We start from the raw sequence: 17,211 nt of genomic DNA, 5'->3' as shown, positions 1-17,211 counted from the left end.
AACATCCTGACAATCTGACTAAGTGTCAAAAAGTCTAAATATATACTTCAGTATTTATGAATAGAATCAACTTACTCTTAGTAATTCCAATAGTGTTTTCTATCACAGCAAAACTCGTGGGCCTTATCCTTGCAATCAAATATTTTAAGCAAGAATCATTCAATAAGAGTGATGAGAAACCTAGCATTTCAATAATTGTACCAGTTCGAGGACTAGATCAAGGTGCAGAGGAAAACTATAAAAGCTATTTATCTCAGAAATATTCTGGTACATACGATATTATATTTGCATTAGAAGATAGTGATGATCCAGCAACATTACTACTAAAGAAGATACAAAAGGAAAGTCTTAATAGCTGTCCCGTACATATTGTATACAGCCATAATTGTTTAGGCTCTGGAAAACTAAAGAATCAAATTGCAGGTATTCAGAAAAGCAATAATGATGTCTTTGTGCTTGTAGACTCTGATGTCAGACTTAGCCCAGACTTTCTTTCACGACATGCATCCAGTATCGTCACAAATGATGAAATTGGTATCGCTTTTGCTGTACCTGCAGCAGTCGGAAGCAAAAATTGGATTGCTGCTTTACATAACATCTCGGTCTGTGCATCTATCATTAATTCTGGAGTATCAGCTCAACAAGAAAAAATTTCAGCAGCAGTTGGTTCGTGCATGGTGACACGCAGAGAAGTTGTTGAAAGAATTGGTGGGTTGGAATGTATTGCGAAGAACAAGGTTGGACTTGATATATCATTCAGTCAAGCCGTTACGAAAGCGGGCTATAGATTAAAGCTACTGAGAGAGCCTGCAAGAATTTATCACCATACAGATACATTAAGAAGACTTTGGTGGCAAGTTCATCGATGGCTAGTGACTATTCGATATTATTTTCCGTCCTTAACTCCAATCACTATATTCTTAGGCATTCCTTTCTGGTGGTCTCTAGCTTTCTTAATAACTACTATATTAAGTGGCAACTTTCAAATTTTGGGAATATTTCTTGTCATTTGTACATTGGTAACCGACATAACTTCTGCAGCAGCTATAAATATATTTATTGTTCGAGACAAACAATTGTGGCCTTTTCTCTGGGTTGCAGCCCTCTCAGAAATCTGGGTATTTCCTATATTTATTCAAAGTATATTTTCAAAACGAGTTCTATGGCGGAATAGATGGATCACACTCGACACAGATACGCTTAGCGCTGGATAGCAGCAATCATATGGCCGCTGGCATCAAACGATATTCTGCAATAGATACTTGTTCAAAACAACCAAAATCATTAAGGTATATCCTTCGCTCCCAACCTCTTTAGACACCTAATGGTAAAAGCAAACGACAGCTCAGCCCAGGGTTGCCAGTCGCCTTCTTCAAGATTAGTACAAGCAGACATTTCATATAAGTTTATTTTCTAGTATTCGATTGAGAGCTGAGACTGAAAAAGTAGCCACTATCTCTGCAAAGGGATGCCAGCCGTCAAAAGCCTCGACCCAATACTCACCCTCCTGCCATTCTGAATCGAAGACTATCCCCACCTGCACCGCCAAATCAAACCAAACACTAAACTCACGCTCTTCTTTTTCAGACGGAGATCGCAACGGCCCAACATCAGCCTCAGTTAAAACGACCGGCATCTCAGGTTGCATTAGCAAGGGTTTGATCCGACGATCACAACCTTCACCAATCCTACTGCCTTCGTTATCAGCAGTAGGATCTGTCTCTAGCTGCTGCGGTAGTGGCAGCTGAACAACCTTAGGCGATCGCAAGTTACTCTTGACTTGTTCAATCTTGCGCCGAAACCTCTCAGGAAGCGACAACTGGAGCTGCTGCCAGTTCTCTATGTGGGCAACCTCAGCCCTCTGATGAGCAATGCTGCCCCCCTCAGACTCCCCCCCTTCTTCAAGATTTTGCAATCCCAGCGCCGCTTGACCTGCCCTTTGGCCTTTGAGGGCCAGGGCAGTCGCGGCTGATATTTTGAGGAGTGCGTACACAAACCCTACTTGTATTAGGAGTTGTGAAATAACTATATGTAGTAGGAGTTTGAGTGGTTGGCTAACGCCTCCTTTTCTATTTTTTGATGGTTGTTGTGTAATGTCTCGCTCTGATTGGGTTTGAGACTGTTTTGAAGTGGGTGGAGCTTGGTATTCCTTCGGGTGCCACAATGACTTGTTGTGGGCCTTGTACAGGGTCTGCTGAGAGACATGAGAGAGTTCGATGATAGCCTTGGCGCGATCGCATACCTTCTTGGGCAGTCGTTCCTCTTCGACTAGCTGGGTAACGGCTTCTTTGATGCGATGGCTGGCGGCATTGCGTTTGGCTTGGTGATAGTTGAAGTCGGCGGGGGCTGTCTCTCTGCTGTGATATTTGGTTTCTCTTAGGGGGGTGGTTCCGTTGGGCCAGTAGTAGCGCATGGCCCAATATGCGATGTCTTTACACCTGCGGGGAAGTTCATGAACATGACGACTGTGTTGATAGAAGCCGGGGCTGTTGCGGGCGGTTTCTTCGACATAGTTTGCGATTTGTTCAACGGAGTCCATACCCATGAACACTCGGGCTTCACAGGCAAAAACTTTGAGCTTGGCGTTGGTTTGCCCAGCGCCGGTCCAGCCCTGGGCTTTCTCTTGGTCATTCCGCTGCTGCCAGCTATTTAAGGTTTTGGGGTGATGATGACGGCGGAGTTTGTAGGTCTCTTGGCTATCTGTGAGGGCGCGGGTAAAGGTTTCTATATCTTGATGGCTTGCGGCTTGCTCAAAGGCGGCTAGCCATTGATCTAGGGTCCAAGGGAGGGGGTTCAAGTCTGCATCGAGCGGGTAAAATCCACTCTCGGGCTGCATAGGTAGGCGAATGGCGGCGTATTTACTGTAGCCTTGCCCTTTGGGAACATAGCGTTTGGGGTTGGGATAGATCTCGCAGTCACCACCTATTAATTTGATACCGATGGCTTCTAGATTCAGTTTGATGCAAATACTTAACCAGTAGCTTGAGACGGGTTGGGGAAGCGGAAGGTAGAGGTGCAGACCACCACTAAAGCTGCTCTGGCACAGAAGAGTTCTACAGATACCAATGTCTTCCAGCATCTCCTGAATCCTGGGGAGCCACTGGGGGTTATGGCTGGGATGGTAGAGGGAGTGGTGGTCGATGTCGATCACGAGCCACCGCGACTGGGCATTGGGGCGGATACCGACTAGGCTTTCGGGATCTTGATGAAGCTGCTCTAGCTCGATGGGCGTTAAGGGAAACTGACCAATCGTCTCCCACTGGGGCGATTCGTCGGGGTGGGGAGCACTGGCATAGATCCAATCCCAACCGTTAGGGAACAGTTCAGCTAGCTTTCGGCCAGTTGCACTCTTGGGGAGGGGATCTTGAGTGCGGCGAGAGGTCTTCTGATGCCTTCGAGAGCGACGGCGCTCGTCGGAGGGCTGAGGGTATGCGCCTGCTCTCATGGGGTGACTCCATAAGAGTGAGCTGAATTTTGGACGCACGAATCCACCGCCAATAATGGCGTTGGCCGTCGAACACTGTTGAACACGTCGAGGCTCCTATCGTAGTGATGGAGCGAGGTCGAGGTCGTCCGTTAAGAGATATTTATCGCTGGTTGCACTTCTGCATGTTTCCAGCTTAAAATAGGCGAACGACCTAAAGGTTTTAACATCTAGCCTGCTAAGCTTTCAGTTAATTCCCGCGACTTCGCGAAATAATTGCCTAAAGACCTGAGATGCCAGTCTCGGGTTTTTTAGGTTTTAAAGACCGTTTTAGATTCCTCCTTGCGCGTTCTGTTCAATTACCGATCAAGTGTACGCCTCACGCCCCTATCGACAAAGGGTTTAAAACAAAAGATCACAGGATCTATAAGTAGACACACCTCCATTGAAGTATAGGGAGACCCCCAAAATCATCCAAAATTTGGGCCAAAATCCAGCTTTTTAGTAACGATATGTAAACATCACCTTGAGTTATGTAAAGCACGGAGGGTTTTGGGGGGCTTCTGACGAAGGTTGTAGGGAAAGAAAAAGAGCGGTAGCCTAACGATAGAATCGTCCACACAAATACCCATGAGAAACCAGCAGCTTGCATCACTCGCAACATCCCTTCTCGTGAGCCAAGGATTCATCGCTACAGCGATCGCACAGCAGATACGACAGCCGACGCAGGCAGAGCTAGGGGAAGTCCAGAGAGCGGTGGGAAATCGGAACGCTGTTTTTTTGATAAGAGACAGGAGTTTTGATGGAGAAGAGCTTAAGTTTCCAGCAATTCCTGAAATCAAGCTTGGCCGCGCTCTAGAAGACTCCGAAACAACTGAGAATTTGCTGGCTGAAGCGGAAAGAAAATTTCAGCGAGGAGATTTAAAGGGAGCACTTGAACTATATACCAAGGCGATAGCACTTGATCCTGACAATGCCGAAGCTTATAGCTCCAGAGGCTTCCTGTTTGTCGTCATGAAAGAAATTGACAGAGGAATTGCAGATTACACAAAGGCTATTAGCATCAATCCTGAACTTGCCCTGGCTCTGAGAAGCAGAGGGGAGGCTTACATGATTCAGCAGAAATACACTGAAGCACTCTCAGACTTTTATCAAGCGCTGACGTTCGATGCGAAGGATGCTAAAACTTACTACGATCTTGGAATTGTCTACTTCGCATCAGGCAACTACAATGATGCGAAAAAAAACGTAGATCTTGCAATCAAACTTACTCCTGAGAGAGCTTCCTTTTACAGTCTACGCGGCAGCGTCTACATGGCGACTGGCGAATTCAATCAAGCAGCATCAGACTTTTCTCAGATGATTACCTTCCAGCCAGAAAATCCTGAAGGCTATATCAATCGAGGTGCTGCCCACATCAAGCAAGGCAAACATTCAGAAGGTATCTCTGATCTTACGAAAGCACTTTCAGTTGACCCCGGTAACGCTAACGCATTTTACAGTCGTGGACGCTCTTACCAAATCACCCAACAATTCGAGCAAGCATTCACCGATTTCACTGAAGTAGTATCTCTCGAACCCAATAATGGAAGAGCATTCATGAACCGTGGCATTGTCCAAGGAAAGAGGGGAAAGATAAAGGAGGCAAAGATAGACTTACGAAAGGCCATTGAGTTACTACAGCAGCAAAACGATGCTGAAGGATATCAAGAAGCGGTTGCTGCATTGAGTGAAATCTAAGCTATTAGATCCTCTCCAGCCACCCCACCAGATCATCCCTTTCCGTAAAATCCAACAACGCCTCTCCCAGCGCCTCAGTCTGCTCTAGAGACAGCGATTGAATCTGCGATCGCCTCAGCCGGAATCTCCCCAATGCGGCGGTTGAGCTGGCGGAGAACGAGGGACTGGCTTTCTTCGAGACGCCCTTCCTCGCGCCCTTCTACACGGCCTTCATCTTTAATGTCTTGATAGATGACTGACTGTTGCATAATTTCCTTGCGAAGAACTCGATTGATAAAGCTCCTTTCCAATGATAACCCGGCCAGAATTGCAGCAGCGGCCACCACGTTACTTTGCTCTCACATACCCTCCATTACATCAGACCGAGCAGCCACTTGCTGCAAGGTTCTTGCTTTGTCTGATGTTTGCGTCAATACAGCAAAGGGCAACAACCCTGGTGAGTTGAGAAAAGCTTCTGTCGGCTGCTCCCAAAGCCGCACAACCTCATATTCATGCCGGGTTCCCTGAATCTCAAAGACCGTCTGATAAACCAACTCAGAACTTGTCGGAGTCAGATAGATCACCACCTGCTTCATCTGTTTATTAGGAAAACGGCGAAAGACCCGCAGCCTATAATCAATCATCCTGAAGGCCATTATTTTATCTGGCTCAGTTTGGAATTCCAGATGGAGTACAAACTCTTCAGACTCCAATAGAATCAATGCATCTGCGCGAATCGGCTCCAGTGATAATTCAGAAGGACTCAGCTTCGTAAAAGCGATGGGTCTACCCAGCAGCCACGAAGCGAAATCGCTCGAAAATGACTCTGCGAGGAACTTACAGGTGCTGTCATACATAGAGTGATTTTATCAGACCGGACCCGCAGAAAATGAGATCGCATCTTTGAACACGGACATAATAGAAACGAACACAGCCCGTTCAGCCTTTCACCATGCCCCAGCTTCTTTTCAGCGCCCCTGTCCTCACCCAAGCCAAAACGATCGCAACCCACCCCCATCACTACGATCGCCCCCAGGTCCAGGGGTTCACCATCGACGGCCCCACATCTCTCGACCTCGACGATGCGATCTGGCTAGAGGAAACAGAGACTGGCGCAACTCTCCAAGTCCATATCAGCGATGTATCAGAACATATCCCCCCAGGCACTCCCCTAGATGAAAGTGCGATCGCAACCACCCGAAGCGATACTACAAGCAGGGCAACGATCCAATGTTGCCGCGAGTCCTCAGCGAGGATGCCCTGAGCCTACAGGAAGGCCAACCCCGAGCCACATTGACGTTCGAGCTAGAGCTAGACCCAACAGGCAAAGTCACTGGCTGCAGAATCTTCGAGTCTCAGCTCCAGAGTGCAAAGCGGTTCAGCTACTCCCAGGCCGACTATGCGATCAGCCACCCAAAACTCCGATGGCACAGCACGCTGAAGCTGATGCAGGAGTGGACCGCAAAGCTGAACGCGCAGCGGAAGGCAACAGGGGCACTCGGGGCCATGTCCGTCTTCGGCAGCAAGGTCTACCTCGACGAAGAAGGGCGAATTACCAACAATCCAAATGCCAGATTCCACAGCCATCGCATCATTGAGGAAATGATGATTGCGGCCAACACTGCCGCCGCCCAATGGCTAGCCGACCGCGATCAACCAGCGCTCTACCGCAACCACACGGCAAAAGCGATCGCACCCGGCCAGGACGACATGCTGCAGGCATTGCTGGTGGCGGGGTCTGCTCAGGAGATACGACGGCGGTTGATGAGCTGGCTCAATAAGGCTGAATATGGACCGGCGCTGATTGGACACTTTGCGCTCAATCTTCCGGCATACGGGCACTTCACTTCGCCTATTCGTCGAGTTGCCGACTTGATCAACCATCGGATCATAAAGGCTCTGCTACGCGGGGAGGCGTCCCCCTATTCAAAGGAGGATCTAGAGAATTTAGGTCGGCATATCAATGGGACTGTGCTCGAAGAAGAACAACGCACCAGCACCTACTTCAAGGACAAGGCGAAGCAGGAGCTACAGGAAAAGCTGGAGTCTGATGAGAGTTTTGATGAGCTGCCCGAGAAGGAATTCTCGCGGTTGATCAAACATGCTGAGGGTGAGCTGCCGCCTGCTCTGGCAGAGGAGGTGCGATCGCGCTTGTCTCAGGGGAGGCTGGTGGTGCTCGACTACTATTTATTGCTTATACAAGGAAGGGACCGGGAGCTGCAGGAGCGGGTTCTCTCGCACCTTGAGAGTAAAACTCAGGATGCAGCAAGCGTCTTGTCTATGGCCGTTTCTCAAGAGCAAGAGTGGGAGAAACTGGAATATACAGAGTTATCGCAGGAGGGTTCTTTCTTGGCCTGGGCTGAAGTATACATCGATGGCGATGTGCGGACGACGGTGGGGCCGGGTTGCGATCGGCGGAAGCTGGCGGCGAAGCATCGGGCTTGTTGGCTGTGGCTCTGTAGCTTTGTTCGCGGGGAGCTGGCGGGAGTCGATGCGCGGGTAGTGCCGGAGCAGCCGGTGGTTGAGAGTGCAGTAGAGCCGGTGGTGGAACCGCGTGAACTGAAGCTGAAGGCAATTCTAGAGAAGCCTTTGGTGGATGGACAGAACCATGTGGGGACTTTAATTGAAATCTGTCAGTTGATGGATTGGGAGTCTCCAGTCTTTGTATACGAGGAGCGATCGGAGGGGTTCTACTGCCGGTGCGCTTGTGCTGGGGTTGTGGGGGATGCGATCGCGCAGAAGAAAAAGTTGGCGAAGCAGAGGGCGGCATCTAGTGTTCTATTACATTTGGCAGAGCTTAGAACAAATTGGTCATACCTGAAGCATTAGCCAGACAAGCAACCGAGAGTGGAAAAAGTTGGAACCATGCCTTGTATATCTTGGAGCAGTTGAGAACTCTCAGCGACAACCATTCGGAGTCGATCAACCGGACCATTAGTATAGATGAGCAAATGAAACCGAGAAAGAACGGCCCAAGCACAAAGTAATCAGAAGAAATAGTCAGGGCCACAACTGACAATAGTGAATCATCTAGCGAGAATCCGTGACCTATCAGTCCACAAAAACCGCTCAACACAGTAAGTACACTTATAGAGGCTCTCGGCAGCAACGAAAACGTGGCCATCATCAACCCAGTCGTTATCAGCAGTACGAGCAAATATCCAAGCCACTCACTCTCTTTCCTGAATGAAATACTCATTGATTTTCCAAGAAATGAGTACTCTCTTTGATTGATTATTAAGACCATTCCCATAGAATGATCCGCCATGCCCCTTCAAGACGAAACAACCCAGGATTAGTCCCCAAAAGACACTATCTTCCGACAACCCAACGTACTGTAGCAACTGCCTGAATCTAGCTACCCCCCTTTATTCTAGAGGGTTGCGACTTTGCAACGCAACCCTCTAATCTGAGATTTCGGTCTACTCTGGACTTATATTGTACTTTTTGTATGTTTGAATTAACATCTGAGATCCTTCTTCATTACCCTCTTTCTTGAATAGATCTGCCGCAGTTTTTAAATCTTGCCTCGCTAGATTTATCTTTCCCATTGAAGCATAAACAGTTCCTCGATTTGCGTATGCTTCACCAAAGAATGGATCTAGAGAAATAGCATTGTTATAGTCAGATAGTGCTCTGAAATATTGCTGTAATTCAGCATAAACAAGGCCCCGCCGATTATAAACTATAGGATTTTCAGGACTAAGAGAAATAGCTTCTTCAAAATCAGAAAGGGCTTTAGGATATTCCTTCAAACGGTAGTAGGTAAGGCCACGAGCGGGATATACAATAGAGGAATCAAATCCTTTTGAACTTAGACTAATAGCATATTCGTAGTCATAGATGGCCTTCTCATATTCGTTTAATAAATAGTAGGTGCGACCTCGGTTATAATACCCATCTGATAATCCACCATGTTTAATCGATTGATTAAAATCAGTAAGGGCTTTATCATATTCTTTTATTTCTAAGTAAGTAATTCCCCGACTGTTATAGAAATGGGGACTTTTCGCACCTTTTTCAAAAGCTATTGCATAATCGGAGAGCGCTTTGTTATATTCCTTTAGTCTTGCATAAGTATTTCCCCGATTGACATAGACATCGATATCATCTGCTCCCCTTTCAACAGCTTCCTGATAATCGGAGAGCGCCTTGTCATGTTCATTGATTATGGAGTAGACATCTCCACGACTAGAATATGTTCTGGCATTTCTTGGGTTGATGGAAATAGATTTATCGTAATCTAATATTGCTTTAGAATATTTATTTAAACCAAGATATATAAGCGCACGATTATTATATGTTCTTGCTTCATATGGATTGATTGATATGGCCTTTTTAAAACTTGATAGTGCCTTGGCATCTTCTTTCAAGTAAGCATAAGCAAGCCCACGATTGATGTATGGTGCGGCATTGTATGGATTGATTGATATAGCCTTATCAAAATCAGATACAGCTTTAGTGAATTCATTAAATTGAGCGTGAATTAGTCCCCGATTGTTGTACAGTTTCGAATTCTTCGGATGACGCTTAATTAGAGTTTCTAGATGTGATTGCAATCCTATATGGCCTGTGTATTGCTGCTCTTTATAAAGGTCATCGAATAGTACGGGTTGAAGTATCCACTCAATTTTTTTATTTGCATAGGCAGATTGAAAGGAGGTTGAAACTAGTATGGCTGCACTGAGCAATATAGTCGTTATTGGATGAAAAATTTTCATGGAGTATAAATCTAGATCTTGACAGCACCTAAGAAATAGTTTTCCCATTTCCCATCTTTTTCTCAACGATATCCAGTTTTTTTTGGTGCTCTACTGGTTGCGGGCTTAGTGGCACAGAAAAGTCTTGAAAGGCTTACCCAGAGGGATCAAAGCAGGATGTTGTTGTCAAATTAGCTGACATGGTATACGAGCGGGCGAAACCGTCAGCTCGGAGTAGCCAAACTCATTTGAGGGCATAATCTCCGATGATTTTGGTTTCGATGCAACCTGCCTAATTGTCACCATCCGGTACAGCTCACCCTAATACTTCCGTCATAGAAGCGATCGCAATCTCCTTGCAGAGCAAATCCGCCCCCGCCCAACAAGAGGCCCAACCACAGCCGCCCCAGCGATAACCCCAACCGCTCCTGCAACTCATCCAAAGAAACATTGATTCTGCCATTGCCCAAATGCTGTGCGATCGCATCCACCCAAGCCCCCACGTTCTCTTCCTCGATCACATTCAACACCTCTTCGGGTTCCTGCAGCTCAAGCTCCTGCAGCAACACCTCCTTCTCCACGATCGCAACGCGAGATTCAATCCCGTCATCAGGCTTAACTGGTGGCTTCCGGCCCTTGGGCTGGCGCAATAGAGCTAACACATCGAGATACTCGGCTTTCTAGATCAACCCGGTAAACCATCAAGATTAAAATCATCCCTCTACTGAGACTATCCTTCAACAGAATCAAGCTTGCGGTTAATCCGTCGAATCAGCTTGGCCACATCCTTATCCATAGGCGTTAGTTCCTGTACACCAGGTTCTAGGCTGGAGCGTTGCCAGCGGACTAATTCAGAACGCAGACGCCTTAAAGCAGTTATTTCAAGTTCAGTTTCAGAAAGGCGGACATCTGTCACACTTTTCCCTGTCTCAGTGTTGAGATATCGTCGGACAGTACGAATGCTCTTACCAATAATTATTTCCAAGGCTGGACGGAGCGCTTTTTTACTTTTGGGTGGCCGACCTTTTACATCGACATACCCGGCTTCCTTGAGTTGTGCGGCAAGAGATTTTACTTCCGAGGGGGTGTAGTCTCGACGTTTTTCATTTTCACTAACTTCAACTTGAAGTGCCAGGTCTGGATCTTGTTCTGCATCAAAGGGCATGATTCGTACCGGAACCAGCTCGTTTGGGAAATGTCTACGGTAAGCTTTGGTATCTATATCTTTGAGGAGATGGATTGCGGCTCTGCGGTGGGCACCGGCTAATAGTCGGCCTCGGTTATCCGTGACTAAAGGTTCCAATAGACCTAAGACGGCAATCGATTCCATCAGTTCTTCTACATGTTCAACCTGTATGTCTCGGGTATTACTACTGCGATCAAGTATCTTCTCTAACGGCCATGATGACGGTTTTGCCTTCTCTTCCTGGGCTTGTGCTTCTACTGCACGGTCCTGCTTTTGGATGGCAGTGCCTGCCTTGGTTGCAGAATCCACCATATCTGCACTACTACGTCTTGGTCTTGCCATGATGCTCCATAAAATATTGATTTGGTTACAAGTAGATATGTCAGGCTAATTTTTCAAGCTGTTCAAACCACTGCACGATTTGGGTCAGCTCTTGGGCAGCGCGAGAATTCGATGCATACTCCATCAAGGGAAGCTGTTGAGCGCCTGCTTGGGCAATATTTACATCTTGGTGAATCGTAAAATTTTTCACGTCCTTATACACTTCAAACAACTTACCGGGTAGTTGTTTATCCATTGCTCGGCGTTCGTCAACCTGGGACATTACAATGGCCCAGTGCTGGGCACCCCGTCTACCTTTGCTGGAATAGTCTTCAAGGATACCGATGACTCGATTAGCTCCCATGATGGCAAATGGGTGGGCATTGGCAATCACGAGGGCTATATTGGCTGCCACTATTCCTAAGCGCTCTAAGCTTTCATTGCCTGGAGGACAGTCAAGCAATACTGCATCATAATCCAGAGTGGAGATCGAATCGGCAAGGTCTTCTGGATGAAGTGATTGTACTTGTTGGCTAGTCAGGTTTGGTCCACCCGGTAAGACATCGAGGTTTTTGGCTGCAGATAGCGGTATCGGATTTTGCCCTGTCAAAAGTTCTGCTGTTCCAGGTGCAGTGGGATCTACGCCCAGTGCATAAGCAGCATTGGACTGTGGATCCAGGTCAATAAGAAGCACTTTCTTATCCTGGGTGCTCAAGATAGAAGCAAGACCACTAGAAATTGATGTTTTACCAACCCCACCTTTTCTGGCAGCTACAGCGATACGATGTTGAATCATGGGCTGATTGAGGAAGGGATATATGATCTTTGGAAAATCAACCCTTCTATTGAATCACGGAAAGTTTGAACACAATATCTTTACCTGATTAATAACGGTATTGAAAGCCTGAGATGTTCGAAAGTAACTAAATATTTAGGGGTCCGTGGTCTGTGCAAGCCACCTCACCAGATCGCCCCGTTCTGTAAAGTCCAACAGCGCCTCCCCTAATGCTTCAGTCTGCTCCAGAGTCAGCGACTGTATTTGCGATTTCAAGCTTCACGACTAAACTTAGAGAACTTGTAGACTACAACTGTTTCTATCCCTTCAATTCTTTCTCTCTACCCTGACTGATCCGCATCCACATCGGCATTTGTAACTCTCGTCCGGCCTGAATGCGTTCAATTGCAGCCATCAGTTCGACTCGAACATCAAATTCAGTTTCTAACTCTGAAGCCTGCTTCAAGGGAGCGACAGCACTCGTATCTCCTAACTCGTTAAGAAAGCGACCCGCTCGCCATCTGACTAAGCTAGAAGAATCTTGCAAAGCTTTAATCATCGTCTCAGCTGCCTTGGGGTCTCCCAAATCACTGAGAGCATCCCCTGCTGTCCGTCGCACGATGGGAGAACGATCTGAGAGTAATACCTGACATAGAGGATCGAGGGCTTCAGGATTTTCACTTGCACCCAAAAGGGCTGTGGCCCAACGGCGGATGCCGTTGCGCTCATCTTTCAGAGCGACTGCAACTGCCGAGAAGGTTTCTGAATCTACTTCAATCTGCTGAATCGCTTTGAGCCGTCGCTTCCAATCAGTCTCGCGGAGTTCCGATAGCAACACTTGCTGAGACTGTTCAGAATGAGGAATTTCCTTCCCTCGCTCATGATCAATTGCTGACTTCTCAATTTGATTTAATTCAGGCTCGTCAATCAGAATATCGATCTCCTCAGCGACCTGTTGAGCAATTTCATTTGGTGGCCCAAATTGTGGTTGATAGGGGGACCAGAGGCGCTCAACAACATAATCAGCATTGGTTGATTCAATCGCTCTCTGGAGAGCCTGATTAAACCGCTCTGGCAATGCGACACGAGCCTGCTCACCCTCGCCAGAAATCACACGAACTTGGATGGGAATGCCTCGAAAAACCTGAACAGCTACTTCTACCTGGCCGAAGTTTTGAGTCTGGCTCTGCGCAGACGAACCCTTATTCTCAGAGAAGGAGGATTGGCGTTGGACGAGACTATCGCCGATGCTCGAATCTGCCTCTTCTGCAAGCCCGAGCAGACTGCCTGCTTCTGACAAGATGGGTTGCCAATCCGTATTCCCTTTGCGCGTTAACGTGATGAAATCACCCATTAAGAAGACAGACTGTATCCCTTCTAGAGCAAGCAAGTCCTGAAAGACTTCTGGTGCGTCAATAAATTCGCCATCTTTTTTGAGGGTCAGGGGCTTAGTGCCAATCTGTTCATCTAGATTCAGCTTCATGCAGTTCGGACTGGGTGTTGTCTCGATCGAGCGAAGTTTCATCTTAAAACTCGTAACGGTTGACGCAGTATGAATTACTCGTGAGATTTCAGCCAATTTGTGAGATCAGACCTTTCTGTAAAATCCAGCAACGCCTCTCCCAGCGCCTCAGTCTGCTCTAGAGACAGCGATTGAATCTGCGATCGCAACTCAGCCGGAATCTCCCCAATGCGGCGGGCAAGCAGACGAAGGACGAGGGAGCGTTCACCCTTGAGAGCACCCGTTTGCTCTCCTCTCTGTTCACCTTCCTGCTGAATATCTTGATAGATCACTGATTGCTTCATGATGTCTTGCCTCAGCACTTTGTAGATGGTGTTCCTATCCAATGATAACCCTGCCAGAATAGCGGCAGATGCTGTCACATTGCTTTGCGCCCGTTTATCCTCAATAGCCTCTACCCTTGCAGAGACTTGTCGCAATATCTGGGCTTTGTCTTGAGCCTGCGTCAGTACCGCCAAAGGCAATAAACCCGCTGAATTAAGAAACGGCTCAGTGGGCTGCTCCCACAGCCGAATAACTTCAAACTCATGACGAGTGCCCGGTATTTCAAACGTTGTTTGATAAACCAGCTCTGAGGTCGTCGGATTCAGATAGATGACCACCTGCTTCATCTGCTTCCTCGGAAAGCGCCGGAAAGCACGAGTCCTATAATCCAACATCCTAAAGGCCATTGTTGGATCTGCTTCAGTCTGAAACTCCAAATGCAGGATGATATTGTCCGATTCCAGAAGAATCAAGGCATCGGCACGAATCGGTTCTACTGCAAGTTCCGATGGGCTTAACTGGGTTAGGGTGACTGACTGACCCAACAGCCAGGCAGCATAATCGTTCGAAAATGCCTCCGCTAGGAACTTACAGGTGTTGTCAAACATGAAGCTGTTCTACCGTGAGTATCTATGAAGCAGTGATGGCCTCTTCATCAGCAGTTGCTTCAGGCTCTACCGCTGGCTCTGGCTTGAGCTTCTCACGCACCTGCTGCTCTACATCTTGAGCAAACTCAGAATTCTCTTCTAAATACTTGACGGTATTCTCCCGGCCCTGAGCAATGTTGTTGCCGTCATAGCTGTACCAAGCTCCCTTGCGGACAATGATGTTGTGCTCTTCAGCCATATCCACAATGCAACCCAATGTGGAGATTCCTTGGCCAAAAAGGATATCAAATTCAGCAATGCGGAACGGGGGAGCCACCTTATTCTTGGCGACTTTCACTTTGACACGATTGCCATAGCCTTCATTGCCCTTCTTCAAGGTCTGAATCCGACGGATATCTAGTCGAACCGAAGCATAAAACTTGAGCGCATTGCCCCCAGTGGTCACTTCAGGGTTGCCGTAGGTGACGCCGATCTTCTGCCGGAGCTGATTGAGGAAAATGACTGTACTGCCAGATTTGGCGATATTGCTGGTCACTTTGCGACAGGCTTGACTCATCAGTCTGGCCTGCAGGCCCATGTGGGAATCCCCCATCTCGCCTTCAATTTCAGCTCTGGGCGTGAGAGCAGCAACAGAGTCAACAACCACCAAATCAATGGCGGCGGAGCGCACCAGTTGATCAACGATCTCCAGAGCCATCTCACCTGAGTCCGGCTGGGAAACGAGAAGCTCTGCGATATCAACACCCAGAGCACCTGCATAGACAGGATCTAGGGCATGTTCGGCATCAACGAAAGCTGCAGTACCTCCGTCTTTTTGAATCTCGGCGATCGCGTGGAGGGCCAATGTGGTTTTACCCGAGCTTTCAGGACCGTAGATTTCAATGACGCGTCCCTTGGGAAGACCACCACCAAGGGCAATATCAAGGGTCAAGGCTCCAGTGGAAATGGTTTCCACCTGCATCCGAGCGGCATCACCGAGGCGCATAATGGCTCCTTTGCCATAGGTGCGTTCAATCTGGTTGACGACCACTCCTAGGGCTTTCTCTTTATCTGTATTCGCGCTGGTAGCCATAGTTCTCTCTCGTGAAGGGTAGTGATGTGCCTATGAAGGTGCTGACTGGTGTTCTGTGGGTCTTTATAGTACGCTTATACCATAACAGGGTCAAGCACCATTTTTTGCCCCTTTCTTTGAGGCTAATGGAAGCACTGAGATGAATGCTCAGGTCAGACTGATTCACGTTTCAACCTTCCCAGACTGGATTGTTTGGGTCAGCTATTCTGATGCCGATGAATACCGCTGCTGGGTCAGAACACCGGAGGGGGCAGCGCTTCATGATGGAGAACGATACGCTTCAGAAGAAGCAGCTCTGGAGGCAGGAAGAATTTTTATCTACTTTTCCCTAGAGCCTGAGATTGCGGGGGAATGGCTAGGGCGTCAAAGCTGGAGTGGTGGTCTCTAGCCAGTCAAAGACACAGGCGAGCTGCTCTAGGGTGATCAGACCGTATTGCCACAGGATAATGTGCAGATGGCTCGATGGTTCAGGTTGCTGACGTAGCGCGAGGTTGATAGACTCACTGGGTATCGTCAACTCCTGTCTCAGATATTCGATTAGCTTGGCCTGAACAGAGGAAGACATGCGTCTGCTCGATGAGAGTGTGCGGAGTTCAGAAGAGTGTTGATAGTAAGTTAACTCAGTCCTTACCTTGTGTTTCCTATCGAAAGATAGAATCAATAATTCCCTGTTGATAGATATTCAGTTAATTTGTGCAGATTTGCCGATAGTGTTAGAAATCTTTGCACCTTCATAGATAGGAGACTAGCAAGCCGTGATTGAACAGCGTTTCTCAACAGAAGCAATCACCCAAGCCAAAGCGGTCTCATCTCAAACCGCCGCCGATGATCGCATCCTAGTCCAGGGCATTACCATCGACGGCCCCACCTCCCTCGACCTCGATGATGCGATCTGGTGCGAAGAAACAGATACAGGCGCAACCCTCCAAGTCCACATCAGCGATGTATCCGATCGCATCCCCCAGAACACCCCCCTCGACTACAGCGCGATCGCAACCACCCAAACCCGATATCACAAGCAGGGCAACAGCCCCATGCTGCCGAGGATCTTGAGTGAGGCCACACTGAGCCTGCAGGAGGGACAACCGAGAGCCACACTTACGTTCGAACTAGAGTTAGCCAATGACGGCTCAGTCAGTAACTGCAAGATTTTCGAGTCCTGCCTGAGTAGCGCCAAACGCTTTGCCTACGCTGAAGCCGACTACGCCATTGCAAGCCCCAAACTCCGCTGGCACAATACGCTAAAGCTATGCCAGCAGTGGGCCGCCAAGCTGAACCAGCAGCGGATGGCGACAGGGGCTATTGGAGCATCAGCTTTCGGTAAAAACATATACATCAATGAAGAAGGCAAACTCTCCACCAATCCCAATGCTAAGTACCATAGCCATCGCATAATTGAGGAATTTATGATTGCGGCCAATACTGCTGCTGCCCAGTGGTTAGCCGACCGCGATCAACCGGCCCTCTATCGCAACCACACCGCCAAAGCGATTGCACCCGGCCAGGACGAGATGCTGCAGGCGTTGCTGGTGCTGGGGTCGGCCACCGCGATTCGGCGGCGACTGCAAGGCTGGATGAATAGAGCTGAGTATGGCCCCGCGCTCATTGGACACTTTGCTT

At 48.1% G+C, this 17,211-nt stretch carries 15 protein-coding genes and 2 pseudogenes; 6 read left to right on the top strand and 11 right to left on the bottom strand.

Going from position 1 to position 17,211, the window contains the following annotated elements; translation table 11 throughout:
- Positions 1-56: 56 nt before the first annotated feature.
- Complete coding sequence (locus tag C1752_RS26320; protein ID WP_110989019.1) at positions 57-1,214, top strand: glycosyltransferase family 2 protein; 1,158 nt, start codon at positions 57-59, stop codon at positions 1,212-1,214.
- A 182-nt stretch (positions 1,215-1,396) separates the two neighbouring features.
- On the opposite strand, the gene C1752_RS26315 is transcribed toward C1752_RS26320, so the two are convergent.
- A complete protein-coding gene (locus C1752_RS26315) occupies positions 1,397-3,445 on the bottom strand; it encodes a bifunctional DNA primase/polymerase (protein ID WP_199464532.1) in 2,049 nt (682 codons plus the stop codon).
- 609 nt (positions 3,446-4,054) lie between these two features.
- Here C1752_RS26315 and C1752_RS26310 point away from each other — a divergent pair.
- Entirely contained in the window at positions 4,055-5,164 is a 1,110-nt protein-coding gene (locus tag C1752_RS26310; protein ID WP_110989018.1) for a tetratricopeptide repeat protein, read from the top strand.
- Positions 5,165-5,168: 4 nt separating this feature from the next.
- On the opposite strand, the pseudogene C1752_RS30400 reads toward C1752_RS26310, so the two are convergent.
- A pseudogene (locus tag C1752_RS30400) lies at positions 5,169-6,000 on the bottom strand (Rpn family recombination-promoting nuclease/putative transposase).
- Between the two features lie 95 nt (positions 6,001-6,095).
- On the opposite strand from C1752_RS30400, the gene C1752_RS29800 reads away from it, so the two are divergent.
- Both C1752_RS29800 and C1752_RS26295 read left to right on the top strand, forming a co-directional pair.
- Complete coding sequence (locus tag C1752_RS29800) at positions 6,096-6,407, top strand: RNB domain-containing ribonuclease (RefSeq protein ID WP_110989017.1); 312 nt, start codon at positions 6,096-6,098, stop codon at positions 6,405-6,407.
- Positions 6,374-7,972 (top strand): RNB domain-containing ribonuclease, encoded by a 1,599-nt coding sequence (locus C1752_RS26295; protein ID WP_110989016.1) that lies wholly within the window; start codon positions 6,374-6,376, stop codon positions 7,970-7,972. Before C1752_RS29800 ends, C1752_RS26295 begins: the two co-directional genes overlap by 34 nt.
- Positions 7,973-8,565: 593 nt before the next feature.
- On the opposite strand, the gene C1752_RS26285 is transcribed toward C1752_RS26295, so the two are convergent.
- The 8 genes and pseudogenes from C1752_RS26285 to recA all read right to left on the bottom strand — a co-directional run bounded on the left by C1752_RS26285 (position 8,566) and on the right by recA (position 15,591).
- The gene (locus tag C1752_RS26285; protein WP_158535230.1) at positions 8,566-9,864 is read right to left on the bottom strand and encodes a tetratricopeptide repeat protein; all 1,299 of its coding nucleotides are present in this window, start codon (positions 9,862-9,864) and stop codon (positions 8,566-8,568) included.
- Positions 9,865-10,142: 278 nt separating this feature from the next.
- A complete protein-coding gene (locus C1752_RS26280; protein WP_110989013.1) occupies positions 10,143-10,505 on the bottom strand; it encodes a hypothetical protein in 363 nt (120 codons plus the stop codon).
- Between the two features lie 68 nt (positions 10,506-10,573).
- Positions 10,574-11,371, bottom strand: a complete 798-nt coding sequence (locus C1752_RS26275) for a ParB/RepB/Spo0J family partition protein (RefSeq protein WP_110989012.1) — start codon at positions 11,369-11,371, stop codon at positions 10,574-10,576.
- A gap of 40 nt (positions 11,372-11,411) precedes the next feature.
- Positions 11,412-12,146 (bottom strand): ParA family protein, encoded by a 735-nt coding sequence (locus C1752_RS26270; protein ID WP_110989011.1) that lies wholly within the window; start codon positions 12,144-12,146, stop codon positions 11,412-11,414.
- 135 nt (positions 12,147-12,281) lie between these two features.
- Positions 12,282-12,401: pseudogene (locus C1752_RS26265) on the bottom strand (DUF4351 domain-containing protein); the annotation flags it as partial.
- A gap of 43 nt (positions 12,402-12,444) precedes the next feature.
- Positions 12,445-13,650, bottom strand: a complete 1,206-nt coding sequence (locus C1752_RS26260) for a virulence factor (RefSeq protein WP_110989009.1) — start codon at positions 13,648-13,650, stop codon at positions 12,445-12,447.
- Between the two features lie 32 nt (positions 13,651-13,682).
- Complete coding sequence (locus tag C1752_RS26255) at positions 13,683-14,519, bottom strand: Rpn family recombination-promoting nuclease/putative transposase (protein ID WP_110989008.1); 837 nt, start codon at positions 14,517-14,519, stop codon at positions 13,683-13,685.
- A gap of 22 nt (positions 14,520-14,541) precedes the next feature.
- Entirely contained in the window at positions 14,542-15,591 is a 1,050-nt protein-coding gene (gene recA, locus C1752_RS26250; RefSeq protein ID WP_110989007.1) for a recombinase RecA, read from the bottom strand.
- Between the two features lie 139 nt (positions 15,592-15,730).
- Between recA and C1752_RS26245 the strand changes: the two genes are divergently transcribed.
- Positions 15,731-15,979: a hypothetical protein gene (locus C1752_RS26245; protein ID WP_110989006.1), complete on the top strand. Its 249-nt coding sequence runs from the start codon at positions 15,731-15,733 to the stop codon at positions 15,977-15,979.
- Here C1752_RS26245 and C1752_RS26240 read toward each other — a convergent pair.
- Complete coding sequence (locus C1752_RS26240; RefSeq protein WP_110989005.1) at positions 15,947-16,156, bottom strand: DUF2949 domain-containing protein; 210 nt, start codon at positions 16,154-16,156, stop codon at positions 15,947-15,949. The genes C1752_RS26245 and C1752_RS26240 overlap by 33 nt on opposite strands.
- A 190-nt stretch (positions 16,157-16,346) precedes the next feature.
- Between C1752_RS26240 and C1752_RS26235 the strand changes: the two genes are divergently transcribed.
- A partial coding sequence (locus tag C1752_RS26235) for a ribonuclease catalytic domain-containing protein (RefSeq protein ID WP_146242454.1) occupies positions 16,347-17,211 on the top strand: 865 nt, incomplete at its 3' end.

Source organism: Acaryochloris thomasi RCC1774 (genome assembly GCF_003231495.1).
Taxonomy (GTDB): domain Bacteria; phylum Cyanobacteriota; class Cyanobacteriia; order Thermosynechococcales; family Thermosynechococcaceae; genus RCC1774.
The sequence above is the reverse complement of the archived record's forward strand: the minus strand, read 5'-3'. Positions and strand labels throughout refer to the sequence as shown.